Here is a 14,035-nt window from a genome sequence, read left to right on the forward strand (position 1 = left end):
AGCTAAAAGGAAGCGGCACCTGCGGATGCAGGCTGCCGCTGTTGGCATATGTGAATGGGCGGGCGCCTTACTCCATCCATTTACAGCACCGTGTCTAAACGGGCCGCTGTTGGCCTGCGCGAATGGAGAGACCATAGCTTCAGCCGCCCCGTTTCCAGCCTGCTCTGCGGTCAGATTAGAAACATCGCGACAATTGTTGTCACAATGAGGCCGGTGATGACAGGGATTAAATTGCGCCTTGCCAGTTCAAACGGGTCGACATTGCAAATGGCAGCAGCCGGAATTAATGCCCACGGAATGATCGTTCCCCCGCCGACAAAAATTGCGGCAATTTGCCCAAGCGCGGTCAGGGTGGCGGCTCCCGAACCGATTGCATGGGCAAACAGCGCTGCAATTGAGCCGGCGAGCGAAATGCCGGAAAATCCCGAACCGTCAAGGCCGGTAATGACGCCGACTCCGGCTGTTGTCAGTGCGCCGATTTCTTTTGAGACCGGCATAACCGATGCCAGGGCGCTGCCGAGATCATTTACAATCCCCTGTGAAGCGCCCGGCAGATCGGCGCCGATCATCGTATGGAAACCATCGCCGCCAAGATAGAAAAATGCGGCAATCGGAATGACGGGGCCGAACACCTGGAAACCGAACTGCAGGCCGTCTATCAAATATTTTGTCACTTTTTCAAAGCCGCTTTTACGGGAACCGGCCATTGTAATGAGAAGCAAGATCATGATCGAGGTGCCGCCAACGAGTGCGGTTGCCGCATCCCCCTGCAAATGAAAAAGAACCATGGCAACGATGTCAAGGATGAAAAACACAGGAATAAAAAAAGCAAAAAGTTTTTTGTATACCGGCTTGAGCCCGGGGACTTTTGCATCAGGCGGTGCAGTGCTCCCGGCCGTTTTCTCTCCGGCAGCAAGCAAGCCTTTTTTCATATCGCGTTTAAGCAGCAAAAAAGCGGTAACGGTCGTCACCACGCCCATCACAATGACGAGTGGGACGCTTGCTTCTATGACGGACGATACAGGAATGCCGGCGCCGTCAGCCGTCAGTTTCGGCGCCCCTTGGATGACATAGTCGCCGGAGAGGGCGATCCCGTGCCCGAACAAGTTCATGGCAACAGCCACGCCGATCGCCGGCAGCCCGACCCGGATCGCAACCGGCAAAAGCACAGCCCCCATCAGCGCGACAGCAGGGGATGGCCAAAAGAAAGTCGAGATAAACAGCATTAAAAAGCCGATGATCCAAAAAGCGAGATTCGGCCCTTTTATCAGTTTTGCGAACGGGGCCACCATCACATCATTGATTCCGGTATCAAGCATGCTCCTGCTCATTGAGACGATAATGGAAATGACAAGAATGATGGGCAGCAATTCTTTGATCGCAAATACAAAGCTTGTAAAAATACCGCTGACAGACGCAGTGAACGATCCCGTTGCAATCCATGCAATGATGAAAATGCCGGCAATACATACAAGGGACGTATCCTTTTTCAGTACCATCATCAGGATAATGAAAAAAATAAACATCAAATATACAAAGTGAATGGCAGTCAGATCAATGCCCATTTCCATTGCCCCCTTCTTGATGCAGCATATGGCGGGGGCAATAAATGGGTGACTGTCACGATCAGAGTGCTTATGGCAATATTATCTGCGTAAATCCGAATGGTAACAATAACAGATCCCGGCTGCCTAAGCAGGCGGCCGGGATCTGTTTATCCTTCCTCTTCATCTTGCGGGATGACATATTCTTTTGTAAAAGCAGGGGCATCGTATGTGCTTTTGTTTGTGCCGATTTCATCCAGATCCAGGCTATGGATAAGCAAATAGTCAATGGAACGCTTCCATCTTTCGAAACTTTCTTTGTCTTTCCAGCCGGTAATGGCGATATACGTATCCCCTTTTACCGGGCGGAGGAGCCGGTATGCTGCAAAACCGGGCTTATTCTCTATGGCCGGGGTGTTTTTTTTGAAGTGGAATTCGTAAACCGGTTTTCCTTCATCCGGAATCGGAAGATGGGTAAAAATGAAGAATATGCCGTCTTCCAAATTCCCGTTGGAGGCAGCTAGCTGATAACGGCGTGGCGAGGCAAAAACGGTTTTCCCCTCCGTTTCGTGCAGCAACAGGGCATGTTCCGGGTTTTGCAACAGCACCATCTTTTCATCGGGATATTTTTCCTTTATTTTTAAGAGAAAATCATAAGTACCCGTTGTGACGTAGACATTCATTTCTATCACCCCTCTCTACTTCCAGTTTAACCTATATCTTTCCGCTGTTCAATTTGTAAAGTTTTGCAAAATAAAGACGGCGGCCGAAAGCGAATAGAAATAGGAAGCGGCTCACGCCTTTTCATCTTTTCTGTCTGTGCCGGAGAGGCGATGGGGGAAGGAAGCGGCACAAAATGGAATAATAATGAAAAAACCGGGTAAAAATCGGACATAGCCTGTATTTCGCGTACAACCCTAAGGAAAAGCAAAATACGGCAAATTTGTGACAGTTGAAAGAGCTGGCTGCACAATGCTTTTTAAAACGATTATAGTAAAAAAAGATATTACCCTTTCAGGATAAAATAGTTTTTATTTGAAAAGAATTATTATAAAATAAATGGTGACTGTGTGGCGTGAGGAGGATAACATTTGAAGAAAAAAATCCTAAACGATTCCCTTTTAAAAGCGGCCAGGGGAGAACAGACAGGCCGCGTCCCCGTCTGGTATATGCGGCAGGCCGGCAGATCCCAGCCTGAATACCGGAAACTGAAAGAAAAATATTCTCTGTTCGACATCACGCATCAGCCGGAACTGTGCGCATATGTGACAAGGCTGCCGGTAGAGCATTACGATGTGGATGCCGCCATTCTTTATAAAGATATCATGACGCCGCTCCCCGCCCTCGGTGTGGAAGTTGAAATCCTCAAAGGAGCAGGCCCTGTCATACATAACTCGATTTCTTCGTTAAAAGATGTGGAAAAATTGGGGGAGTTGCATCCGGAAGAAGATGTTCCCTATGTGCTGGAGACGATCCGGCTGTTAACGGAGGAACAATTGGCGGTTCCGTTGATCGGATTTTCCGGCGCGCCTTTTACTCTGGCCAGTTATATGATTGAAGGCGGGCCTTCAAAAGATTATAGAAAAACAAAAGCGTTTATGTATACAGAACCAAAAGCGTGGTTTGCGCTGATGGAAAAACTGGCGGACATGATCATCGTGTATGTAAAAGCACAAATCAAAGCCGGTGCCAGCGCCATTCAAATATTCGATTCATGGGTGGGCGCTTTAAATGCAGCGGATTACCGCAATTATATAAAACCTGTAATGGAACGGATATTTACCGCATTGCGAACAGAAAATGCCCCGTTCATCCTGTTCGGTGTCGGGGCCGGGCATCTGGCGCTAGAATGGAACAGCCTGCCAATTGATGTGGTTGGCCTCGACTGGCGGCTGCCAATCCAAAAAGCGCGCGCGCTCGGCGTGACAAAAGCAATCCAGGGGAATCTTGACCCCGCCGTGCTCTTGTCCCCGTGGGAAGTTATTCAAGAAAAGGCGGCCGCCATACTGGACGAAGGCATGGCGCAGCCGGGTTACATCTTTAACCTCGGGCACGGCGTCACCCCTGATGTCCGTCCGGAAACATTAAAAAGGCTGACAACGTTTATTCATGAATACAGCGAAAGAAAACAACAGGAGGAAGCATAATGGAAAAGAAAAAAATCGGACTGCTTGTCATGGCGTACGGCACGCCGTATAAAGAAGAAGATATTGAGCGTTACTATACCCATATCCGGCACGGGAGAAGGCCCCAGGATGAGATGCTGGAAGATTTGAAACGCCGGTATAAAGCAATCGGAGGTCTGTCCCCGCTTGCCAAAATAACAGAAAACCAGACATATGCGCTTGAAGCGAGGCTGAATGAACGGACGGACGGAGCGGAATTTAAAGCTTATATCGGCTTAAAACATATTGAACCTTTTATTGAAGATGCCGTCAAACAAATGCATGATGACGGTATTGAAGAAGCGGTATCGATCGTGCTTGCGCCACATTACTCGGCTTTTAGCGTGAAATCGTACAACGAAAGGGCGAAAGAAGCAGCGGCAAAACTGGGTGGGCCCGCCATCCAATCGGTCGAAAGCTGGTATGATGAACCGAAATTTGTCGATTTTTGGGCACAGCAACTTCAGAAAACGTATGCTACAATGAGTGAAGAAGAACGTGCGTCTTCCTGCCTGATTGTATCGGCCCACAGCCTCCCGGAAAAAATTTTGCAGTACGGCGACCCGTATCCGGAACAAATCCGGGAAACAGCTGATCTGATTGCGGAGGCAGCGGGCGTCCAGGCGTATGCAGTCGGCTGGCAAAGTGCAGGCAATACGCCGGATCCGTGGCTCGGCCCCGATGTGCAGGACCTTACAAGAACGCTGTATGAAAAACATCATTATAAGGCTTTCATTTATGCTCCGGTCGGGTTCGTTGCGGAACATCTGGAAGTTTTATATGATAATGATTATGAGTGCAAGGCAGTTTGCGATGCAGTCGGCGCATCGTATTATCGCCCGGAAATGCCGAATGACAACCCGGCTTTTATTGATGCGCTGGCTGAGGCCGTTTTGAAAAAAACAAAATTCGGTTTACTGCCGCAAGAATAGGCAGCCGCCGGAGATTTTTAACGTATTTCCATAAAACATGACATTATTGCCAAAGAAGGTGCTGACCATGGCCGGAAACAGAAAAAAAGTAGCTGTACTTGGCGGCGGAATCACCGGCTTGACAGCTGCTTATTATTTGCGGCGCCTTGTTGAGGACCAACAGCTGCCGCTTGATGTGATATTGTTGGAAAAAGGGCGCCGGCTTGGCGGCAAAATCCAGACGGTCAGGCGTGCCGGATTTGTCATTGAACGCGGGCCGGATTCTTTTCTGGCAAGAAAGCAAAGCGCTTTGCATCTGGCAGAAGATCTCGGGCTTTCGCCTTCCCTCGTATCCAATGCGACAGGCAAATCTTATATTTTATTAAACCAACAGCTCTATCCGGTGCCAAGAGGGTCTGTGATGGGCATTCCGACAAGATTAGCGCCTTTTTTTGCTTCTCCTTTGTTTTCCGTTACCGGCAAAATCCGGGCGCTCTGCGATTTGATCCTGCCCCGGAAAAATACCGGTGAAGACCAGTCAGTCGGGGATTTTGTCCGCTACCGGCTCGGTGAAGAAGTGCTGGAAAACCTTGTTGAACCATTATTGTTCGGGGTATATGCCGGGGATGTCGACGAGCTGAGCGTGCTGGCAACGCAGCCTCAATTTTTCGAGGCTGTCCAAAAGCACCGCAGCCTGATCCTCGGCATGAAAAAAGTAGCAGCGGAATTTGCGCAAGACTCCAGGCCTACCCGGAAAAAGGGGGCTTTTTTAACCTTTCAAAACGGCCTTGAAACGCTCGTTGAAGCACTTGAGGAAAAAATCGGCGCTGAGGCAGTCATGAAGGGTGTGACGGTGGACGCGATTGAAAAAAGCGCGGGCGGCGGGGATTACAGGATCACATTGACAAATGGAACCCACATGAAAGCGGATTATATTATTTCAGCCCTCCCCCATTTTTCGCTCCCCCATATTTTTTCAAAGTATGCTTTTTTTGCGCCGCTCGAAAAGGTGCCATCCACGTCCGTCGCAACCGTATCGATGGCGTTTCCGGAGAGCGCGGTAAAAAAAGACATTGACGGGACAGGCTTTGTGGTGACGAGAAACAGTGATTATACAATTACAGCCTGCACGTGGACGCATAAAAAATGGCCGCACACCGCACCGGAAGGAAAAGCGTTGCTGCGTTGTTATATCGGCCGGTCGGCGGAAGCCGCGGTCGTCGATCTCGCAGATGACAGGATCCAGAAAATCGTGCTGGAAGATTTGAATAAAATCATGGAAATTACAGCAGAACCGGAGTTTACGGTTGTTTCCCGCTGGAAATATGCAATGCCGCAATATACGGTAGGCCATAAAGAAAGAATGGATAAGATTTTAGCGGCAGCCAAACATGAATTGCCGGGCATTTCTTTTGCCGGCAGCTCGTTTAACGGGGTCGGCGTGCCGGACTGCATCTCCCAGGGAAGGGCGGCGGTTGGCGAGATGCTCCGGTACTTCCAACTCAAGGCTGAATTTTAATAGACAGTGAAGAAGCGGTAGGGTGCATTCGACTGGCACCTGCCGTTTTTATTGTCCCGAAACGGGAGTCAGGCATGTATAAATTTTTCCGGCGCGTTGCCAGGTAAGTATGCCGCATCAGCGCGCACTCCCCAATGGAGAAATGCTTTATTTGAAGAAGCGGGCAAGCTGAAAAATGAAAAGCTTGAATGATTCGTTTTGGCAAGAAGCAGATTCACTGAATGCAATTACTTGATGTTCAAGGGGAAACGTGGTATATTACTTTTTGTGCAAAAATGACCAAAAAACCAAAATAGTCAATTGTTCTCGAGGGAGGTGGAAAGCTTGGAAACGGACCGCAGGCTGCAAATATTAAACGCTGCTACAAAATCTTTTGCCCAGTATGGTTATAAAGCGACAACAATGGATCTGATCGCGAAAATGGCCAATGTTGGAAAAGGGACCATTTATAACTTTTTCCGCAATAAAGAAGAATTATTCCATGAAATCATTGCCCGCCTGATTGATGAAATGGAGCAGGTGGCAGAAGCGTCAATGGATCCAGATGCTTCCTTTTATGCCAATCTGCATTCCGCTCTGTTCAGCATCCTTGAATTCCGCAAAACCCATCAGCTGACGCTTAAATTATTTGAAGAGCAGAAAGAAATGGGAACGCCGGCCGTCAATGACATGGTCGAGAAAATTGAAGAGCGGATCATTGACTATTTGAAGGGGATGCTCGAACGGGCGATACAGGCGGGGAAAATCAAACCGTGCAATCCGGAACTGACCGCTTTTATCATGTTTAAACTGTACGTCGCCATTATTTTTGACTGGGAAAAGCACCATGATTCCCTGTCGAAAGAGGAAATCGCGGAGGCGTTTGAACTGTATTTGTTAAAAGGGCTGCAGAACTGATTTTTCGGCTGGAAAAGGAGGTATTTTAGATGGACAATTTATGGTTCGCGGAAATACGGAATATTTTACGTTCGCCGAAAAAGCTGATTGAAACGGCAGCCATTATTCTTGTGCCAATTTTATATGCCGGCATGTTTATCTGGTCTTTTTGGGATCCGTACGGGCATCTTGAAAAATTGCCGGTTGCCGTTGTAAATGAAGACAAAGGAGCACAAATGGAGGGGGAACATCTCGCCCTCGGGGATAAGCTCATCAAAAATTTAAAGGAAAAGGACAGTTTTGATTTTCACTTTGTCGATAAGCAAACAGCGGAGAAAAAACTGAACGATAACCAATATTATATGATTATAGAGATCCCTGAAGATTTCTCTAAAAACGCAACCACATTACTGGATAAAAACCCAAAAAAATTGCAGTTGAACTATATTCAAAACCAAGCAATGAACTACACTTCTTCCAAAATTGAAGAATCTGCAATGACAAAAATAAAATCGAGCGTTGCAGAACAGGTGACAAAAACGTATGCGGAAGAAGTATTCGGCAAAGTGAAAGAGATGGCAAACGGCTACCGGTCTGCCGGAAACGGGGCAAGTAGCCTTGCCAAAGGGAGCGGAAAACTAAACGACGGCGCAGTTGTCTTAAGAAAAGGAACGGAAAATTTATTGACCGGCGCTACAGCCTTGAACGACGGCATCGGCCGGGTTCATAACGGCGCGGCTGATTTAAACAAGGGCGCTTTGAAACTGTATAACGGTTCACGCACGCTCGGCGAAGGAATTGCCCAGGCGAACAGCGGCGCCGTTTCCTTGAAAAACCATTTAGCCCAATTGGCGGCAAGCTCGGTTACTTTTTCAAACGGGCTGTCGGAGGCAAAATCGGGTGCTGACAAGGTCGCAAATGGTTCAAAATCGTTGGCCTCAGGCATGAACCAGCTGCAGACGGCAAGTGGCCAGTTGCTTGATGCGTCGAAACAGCTTCAATCTGGTGCCGACAAGGTGGCAAACGGGAGCGCCACATTAAGTAATGGCTTAAATGATGCAAACAAAAAGCTTCCGGCGTTAACGAGCGGCACCGCCAAAGTGCAAAGCGGCGTAAAAGAGCTGCAACAAAAGTTGCCTGAAAATCTTGCAGCGGGCATTACAAGCCAGATGGAGAAAACGATGATGTCCCCTCGTGTTCAGTCACAAATCGATGCGATGAGCGGTAGCATGTTTGACCAGCAAAAGGCACAGGCAGAAAACTTGCTCAGCCAGTTAAAACAAGTGCTGCCACCCGAAACGTATCAGACGGTTTCCAACCAAATCTTAAGTAATTATACAGATAAAAAGAAACAGGAATTCCAACAAGCATTCCAAGACGAGGTCAAAAATAAGCTTTTGGCATCGTTAACCAGCGGGTCTGCCTCTACGCAAGCCGCTTTGCAAAGCCAAATTCAACAGGCGATTGCTCCGTACTTTTCCGACCTGAACGAAGGGCTTACAAAGGTAAGCAGCGGGCAGCAAAAATTGCAAACTGGTATTGACCAACTTACCAAAGGTGCCAATACTTTGAATGCTGGCGCACAGCAACTTGCAAGCGGCCAAAATGCATTCGTCAAAAACGCAACCATTTTTAACGGGAAACTGCAACAAGCTGCATCCGGCGCAAACAGCCTTGAATCCGGGGCGACGGCGGTTGCATCCGGACTTGGCCAGCTTTCTAGCGGATCAGGTCAGCTCGTAACCGGAACGAAACAACTGGCAGACGGGTCAAGCACGCTTGCAGAAGGGACCGGAAAACTGGCTGACGGTTCAAACGAATTGACGAACGGTACACAATCGCTTGCAAACGGCTCAAGCGTGCTCGTAAAAGGCACATCCCAATTGTTAAACGGCGCAGGCCAGTTGCAAAGCGGCAGCAAGCAGTTGAACAACGGTGCGGGCAACCTTGTTTCCGGCACAGGCCAATTAAATGACGGCGCAGACAAACTGAGCAATAAACTTGGCAAAGCGGCTGACCAGGCTGGGGCTATCAACCCGACCGGCGCCACTTATAACATGATGAGCAGCCCGGTCCGGCTGAACCATGATGCTGTGACAAAAGTGCCGAACTATGGTACCGGCCTTGCTCCGTATTTCTTATCGCTCGGGCTTTTTGTCGGCGGATTATTGCTGACGATTATCTACAATGTAAAAGCACCGGCAATCATGCCGAAAAACGGGGTAACCTGGTTTCTTGGAAAATTCGGCGTCATGGCACTGATTGGCGTCTTACAATCGCTTTTGGCAGATTTCATTCTGCTTGATCTGCTGAAATTGCATGTGCAAAGTGTGCCGCTGTTTATGATCGCAACCATTGTGACGAGCCTGACCTATATGGCGATCATTCACTTTTTGGTTGCGGCATTCGCCAACCCAGGCAGATACATTGCCGTCATCATTTTGATTTTGCAACTGACGACAAGCGCAGGCACATTCCCGCTTGAATTGATTCCAAAGCCGCTTCAGGCTGTTCATGATCTGATGCCGATGACCTATTCGCTGCAAATGTTCAAAGCGGTGATTTCAAGCGGCGATTTCAGCTACATGTGGCAAAATGTTGATAAGCTTTCGGTCTTTTTTGCAGCGTTTATCTTTCTTTCCCTTCTGTACTTTGTTGTGAAATTTAGACATCTTCACAGGATGGCAGAAAAGGAAGGAGCAGCCTCTCCGGTAGAAGCATAAGAGATTTGCTGTAAAAGCAGCAGGACGAAGCCATTTTGGCCGATCCTGCTGCTTTTTTATTGCAAAATATGACGAACAGGATAAATTGCTTCAGGCAACACGTAAAGGAGGAATGGTTAGTCCGACTATAGTTGTATTTGTAAATGGAGCTGCATGCCGGTATTTTATATTTCAAGGGCTTGCCGGACATTGCTGTAAAAGACAGGTTTCCGCCATTTTCCATGTGAAGCGATCACAAAAGCAGCCCCTTTTTCGGAAACAATGATAAAACTTTCACAAACTTGTCATGAACGGGTATAAAAGCGCTTTCTGCAGGGGCTTATAATAAGATTAGAGATGGTGTAAAGGAAAGGGTGAGAGAGGTGGGCTACGAACGATTGGCCAGTAAACTGGTGCAGCTTTCGGGAGGCGGGGAAAATATTCAAGCGGTTTTCCACTGTTCAACAAGGCTCCGCTTTAAATTAAAAGACCCGGGGCGGGCAAAAAAAGCGGCGGTAGAGGAGCTTGACGGGGTGATTTCGGCCGCTGTTTCCGGCGGGTATTTTCATATTGTGACAGGGATAAATGCCGGGGAAGTGCACAATGACATGTTAAAATATCTGCATCTAGTCCGGATGGAAAGCGGGCAACGGGAAGAAACTTCTGGCTTTGAAAACCCGGTCATGCAGCCGGGCAGATTAACCGGACGCCCGGATGCGGCAGAAATATCCGGCCTTGAGGATCAATTGTTTCATCAGATGATGGACACGGCGACATCCATTTTGAATGCCCGGGGCGGAGGCGAGCCGGTTATGGTCGTTTTATTCGGGTGCAAAAACAAAGAACCGGCCGTTGCCGGAGGTATCCCGCATAAGAAAACGGAAGAACCGGTGCGATATCAGAAAAAGGAAATGATCGCCAGCCCGTTTACAGGGGAAACGATCCCGCTTGAGCAAGTCAATGATCCTGCATTTTCTTCCGGCATACTCGGCAAAGGGGTCGGCATTAAGCCTTCTGTTGGCAAGCTTTTTGCGCCGATCAGCGGGACGGTAACGGCGGTGTTTCCGAGCGGGCACGCGATCGGCATCACGTCCAAAACCGGCATTCAAATTTTGATTCATATCGGTATTGATACGGTCCGGCTCGAAGGAAAATATTATCATGTCCATGTGAAAAAAGGCCAGCCGGTTGAAAAAGGTGAAATGTTAATCGAATTTGATATTCCTGAAATCGAAGCAGCCGGGTACGATTTAACTTCCCCGGTTGTGATCACGAACGCGGACAATTATGTTGAGGTGCTGGAAACGGACCGGAAAAAAGTTGTTGCCAGTGACCAGCTGATGACGATAGTCAGTTAAAAAACAAACAGGGTGCCACATACGGCGCCCTGTTTGTCAGTAAACAATATCCACCTGATGATCTTTGAAAAAACGGAGCCATTCATCACTCGGTTTTTCATCTGTGACCACAAAGTCAACAGCCGAAAAATCCGCAAAATGGACAAAGGCAATTTTGTCGAATTTGCTTTTGTCCGCGAGCAGAATGACTTTATTTGCCTGTTTGAGCATTTCCTTTTTAATATGGCTTTCCGCTTCATTCGAGTCGGTGATCCCCCGCACCATGGAAATGCCTTTACAACTGAACAGCGCCACATCGACATTGTATTGGCGCACAGCATGTTCAGCAACAGAACCGACCAGCGAATTGGAACGTTTCCGCAGCGCTCCGCCTGTTGACAGAAGCTGAATGTTTGACTGGGCCAGTTCGCTTAATGCGATGGCAGAATTGGTTAAGACGACAAGTCCCTCTTTCGTTCTGTTCAACTCTTTTAACGCTTCCAACACGGTCGAGCTCGCATCCGCCACAATCGTATTTCCGTCTGAAATGAGCGGCTGCAGCTTGCCGGCAATGTTTTGCTTTGCTTCCATATTGACGGTGAATCTTGTCTGGTAGGGGAGATCTTCATTTGTATGGAGATTGAGCACAGCACCCCCGTATGTCCGCGTCACAATTCCTTCTTTTTCAAGCTTCTCCAGATCTCGCCTGATCGTCTCTTCCGTTACTTGAAACTCCTTTGCCAAATTGGCAACATACACTTTTTTCTCCCGGTACAGCGTATTTAAAATTTTATCTCTCCGTTCAAAAGCCAGCATGTCCCCAACCCCGTTCCTGTCCTGTATCCTTTTCTCTGATAAGCCCATTTTAGCAAAAATCGTCCGTTTAAAAAAGAAAACAACAAAAGTACAATAAAATAAATAAAAAAATCTTTTTTTATATTGATTTATGTTTGTTCTTTCGCTAGTATAGGAAATGTGAAGAAGGGTTTTCACAAACCAGTTAAAGAAAGCGGTTTCTGAACCAAATTTTGAAGTGCACGCATGGCGGCTTGTTTGTCCCGCTGCCCAACAATCAATATAACATGGAAGGAATAAGGGCGGCGGAAAAAGCCATACAGATTGCTTTTGATGGTTTGTATATCGGACTGCTGGCGGATTTTTCATCTGGTAATAAGATAGAAGATTTTAAAATAAAGGAAATCGAGGGGTAAAATGTGATCAGAAAAGCGAGTGTAATGTTTGTGCATAAGGATCAATATGAGGAATACAAGCGCCGGCATGACCATATCTGGCCGGAAATGTCAAAAGAATTAAAGGCGCACGGGGCCCGTAATTATTCGATTTTTTTGGATGAAGAAACGGGTCGGTTATTTGCTTATTTGGAAGTGGAAGATGAAGCGCTCTATGAAAAAATGGCAGATACAGAGATTTGCAGAAAATGGTGGGACTATATGGAACCGCTAATGGAAACCAATCCCGATAACAGCCCTGTGTCTGTTGCATTAAAGGAAGTTTTTCACCTGACCTAACAGCCATCCCATTCAGAACTCCAGCAGTTCACATTGTAAGCGATATCAAACCCTTCATAAAAATGATAACAGAAAGGCGGAGAAGAAATGGCGAGAATAGGAAGCAAAAGCACGACCGGCTGGAAAGCGACAATTTCGGTTGCCATGGCCAATTACATTGAAGCCGGTTCCATTATCGCAGCAGCCAGCAGTTTGACGCTCTGGCAGGCTTACCTGCACTTAAACAGCATTTCCGTGGGTTTGTTAAGCGCCCTCAGTGCCAACGCATTTGGCGCGGCAATCGGAGCACTGTTCGGCGGGTATTTAACCGATAAATACGGCAGAAAATTTATCTACACGTATGATTTGCTTGTATATATGCTTGGTGTGTTTTTGATTGCGGTTTCCGTCAACTTTCCGATGCTGTTAATCGGCACCATTATTACCGGGGTAGCCGTAGGAACAGGGGTGCCTGCTTCGTGGACATATATTGCGGAAGAAGCCCCGCATTCAAAGCGTGCGGCCCATGTAGGTACGGCGCAATTGGCATGGTCAACGGGGCCAATGATCACGTTTCTGCTCGCCGTTTTGCTTGCGCCGCTTGGCCTGCTCGGCAGCCGGATTATTTTCCTCCATCTATTAGTCATCGCATTCATCACTTGGTATATCCGCCAGGGGCTTGAAGAATCAGCCATCTGGAAAGAAGATAAAGAAAAAGAAAAAACCGACGCCCAGCTGGGGAAAAAATCAAGAAGCTCCTTGAAAGAATTATTTCGTTTAAAAGTAAACCGCCAGGCCCTCTTTTTACTGATCGGCATTTATCTATTCTGGAACTTAACGGCAGGGGCAATGGGGTACTTTATGCCCTATATTTACCAAAATGTTGGCGGCCTGACGAACGAACAGGCGAACTTGCTGCAAGCTTTCCTCTGGGCGTTAACGGTGCTGACAACCTATGTTGTCTTTATGAGGCTGGGTGACCGTTACAGCCGGCGTTTCCTCTTTGGTTTAGGGGCGGTGATGGGCATTGCCGCATGGCTTATTTTGACTTTTACAGGGATGAATTGGTTCTCCCTTTTTGCCTTTGTTATTCTCTGGGGAAGCGCTGCCGGATTCGGCGCCCAGGCGTTTTACGGCTTGTGGGCGAGCGAACTGTTTCCGACCCGGTACCGCGCGGGCGCACAAGGGTTCATTTATTTCCTCGTCCGGTTCGGAATTGCCATCTGGTCTTTTCTGCTTCCGACCATTATGGACACGCTCAGTTTTAAAGTAGCGGGAATTGTAATGATCGTATTCCTTGTCATCCATTGTATCATCGGAATCGCGCTCGCACCGTCTACACAAGGAAAAACGCTGGAAGAAATTGAAAAAGAACGGTTCGGGACCGTTCGGGACGGGGAAAAACGAGCCGTTACACCAACAACTGCAGCGGAACATTTGAATCAGTAAACCAAAAGGCACAAGTGCGGATCA

11 protein-coding genes are annotated in these 14,035 nt (G+C 47.8%); 8 read left to right on the forward strand and 3 right to left on the reverse strand.

The window, feature by feature from the left end; translation table 11 throughout:
* Nucleotides 1–170: 170 nt before the first annotated feature.
* Nucleotides 171–1,565 (reverse strand): hypothetical protein, encoded by a 1,395-nt coding sequence (locus NST70_RS04420; RefSeq protein WP_342475841.1) that lies wholly within the window; start codon nucleotides 1,563–1,565, stop codon nucleotides 171–173.
* Between the two features lie 149 nt (nucleotides 1,566–1,714).
* Nucleotides 1,715–2,227 (reverse strand): antibiotic biosynthesis monooxygenase, encoded by a 513-nt coding sequence (locus NST70_RS04425; RefSeq protein WP_035182096.1) that lies wholly within the window; start codon nucleotides 2,225–2,227, stop codon nucleotides 1,715–1,717.
* A gap of 408 nt (nucleotides 2,228–2,635) precedes the next feature.
* On the opposite strand from NST70_RS04425, the gene hemE reads away from it, so the two are divergent.
* The 6 genes from hemE to NST70_RS04455 all read left to right on the forward strand — a co-directional run bounded on the left by hemE (nucleotide 2,636) and on the right by NST70_RS04455 (nucleotide 11,075).
* The gene (gene hemE / locus NST70_RS04430; protein WP_017550222.1) at nucleotides 2,636–3,691 is read left to right on the forward strand and encodes a uroporphyrinogen decarboxylase; all 1,056 of its coding nucleotides are present in this window, start codon (nucleotides 2,636–2,638) and stop codon (nucleotides 3,689–3,691) included.
* Nucleotides 3,691–4,641: a ferrochelatase gene (gene hemH, locus NST70_RS04435; protein ID WP_014095784.1), complete on the forward strand. Its 951-nt coding sequence runs from the start codon at nucleotides 3,691–3,693 to the stop codon at nucleotides 4,639–4,641. The genes hemE and hemH overlap by 1 nt, the downstream gene beginning before the upstream one ends.
* A gap of 67 nt (nucleotides 4,642–4,708) precedes the next feature.
* Nucleotides 4,709–6,139 (forward strand): protoporphyrinogen oxidase, encoded by a 1,431-nt coding sequence (gene hemY / locus NST70_RS04440; protein ID WP_014095783.1) that lies wholly within the window; start codon nucleotides 4,709–4,711, stop codon nucleotides 6,137–6,139.
* A gap of 324 nt (nucleotides 6,140–6,463) precedes the next feature.
* Nucleotides 6,464–7,036, forward strand: coding sequence for a TetR/AcrR family transcriptional regulator (locus tag NST70_RS04445; RefSeq protein WP_014095782.1), 573 nt, complete (start codon nucleotides 6,464–6,466; stop codon nucleotides 7,034–7,036).
* Nucleotides 7,037–7,065: 29 nt separating this feature from the next.
* Nucleotides 7,066–9,738, forward strand: a complete 2,673-nt coding sequence (locus NST70_RS04450) for a YhgE/Pip domain-containing protein (protein WP_326242460.1) — start codon at nucleotides 7,066–7,068, stop codon at nucleotides 9,736–9,738.
* A 377-nt stretch (nucleotides 9,739–10,115) separates the two neighbouring features.
* Nucleotides 10,116–11,075, forward strand: coding sequence for a glucose PTS transporter subunit IIA (locus tag NST70_RS04455; RefSeq protein WP_100183719.1), 960 nt, complete (start codon nucleotides 10,116–10,118; stop codon nucleotides 11,073–11,075).
* Nucleotides 11,076–11,111: 36 nt separating this feature from the next.
* Here NST70_RS04455 and NST70_RS04460 read toward each other — a convergent pair whose 3' ends face one another.
* Nucleotides 11,112–11,870 (reverse strand): DeoR/GlpR family DNA-binding transcription regulator, encoded by a 759-nt coding sequence (locus NST70_RS04460; protein WP_026683736.1) that lies wholly within the window; start codon nucleotides 11,868–11,870, stop codon nucleotides 11,112–11,114.
* 398 nt (nucleotides 11,871–12,268) lie between these two features.
* Between NST70_RS04460 and rhaM the strand changes: the two genes are divergently transcribed.
* Both rhaM and NST70_RS04470 read left to right on the forward strand, forming a co-directional pair.
* The gene (gene rhaM, locus NST70_RS04465) at nucleotides 12,269–12,583 is read left to right on the forward strand and encodes an L-rhamnose mutarotase (RefSeq protein WP_014095778.1); all 315 of its coding nucleotides are present in this window, start codon (nucleotides 12,269–12,271) and stop codon (nucleotides 12,581–12,583) included.
* An 87-nt stretch (nucleotides 12,584–12,670) separates the two neighbouring features.
* The gene (locus tag NST70_RS04470; protein WP_026683737.1) at nucleotides 12,671–14,011 is read left to right on the forward strand and encodes an MFS transporter; all 1,341 of its coding nucleotides are present in this window, start codon (nucleotides 12,671–12,673) and stop codon (nucleotides 14,009–14,011) included.
* The last annotated feature ends 24 nt before the right edge of the window (nucleotides 14,012–14,035 follow it).

Source organism: Weizmannia sp. FSL K6-0777 (assembly GCF_038593185.1).
GTDB lineage: Bacteria > Bacillota > Bacilli > Bacillales > Bacillaceae_C > Weizmannia > Weizmannia faecalis.

What these genes read in the sequence shown, in the direction of transcription:
- NST70_RS04420 (WP_342475841.1), bottom strand. Translation starts at nt 1,565, where the DNA reads ATGGGCATTGATCTGACTGCCATTCACTTTGTATATTTGATGTTTATT.
- NST70_RS04425 (WP_035182096.1), bottom strand. Translation starts at nt 2,227, where the DNA reads ATGAATGTCTACGTCACAACGGGTACTTATGATTTTCTCTTAAAAATA.
- hemH (WP_014095784.1), top strand. Translation starts at nt 3,691, where the DNA reads ATGGAAAAGAAAAAAATCGGACTGCTTGTCATGGCGTACGGCACGCCG.
- hemY (WP_014095783.1), top strand. Translation starts at nt 4,709, where the DNA reads ATGGCCGGAAACAGAAAAAAAGTAGCTGTACTTGGCGGCGGAATCACC.
- NST70_RS04450 (WP_326242460.1), top strand. Translation starts at nt 7,066, where the DNA reads ATGGACAATTTATGGTTCGCGGAAATACGGAATATTTTACGTTCGCCG.
- NST70_RS04460 (WP_026683736.1), bottom strand. Translation starts at nt 11,870, where the DNA reads ATGCTGGCTTTTGAACGGAGAGATAAAATTTTAAATACGCTGTACCGG.
- NST70_RS04470 (WP_026683737.1), top strand. Translation starts at nt 12,671, where the DNA reads ATGGCGAGAATAGGAAGCAAAAGCACGACCGGCTGGAAAGCGACAATT.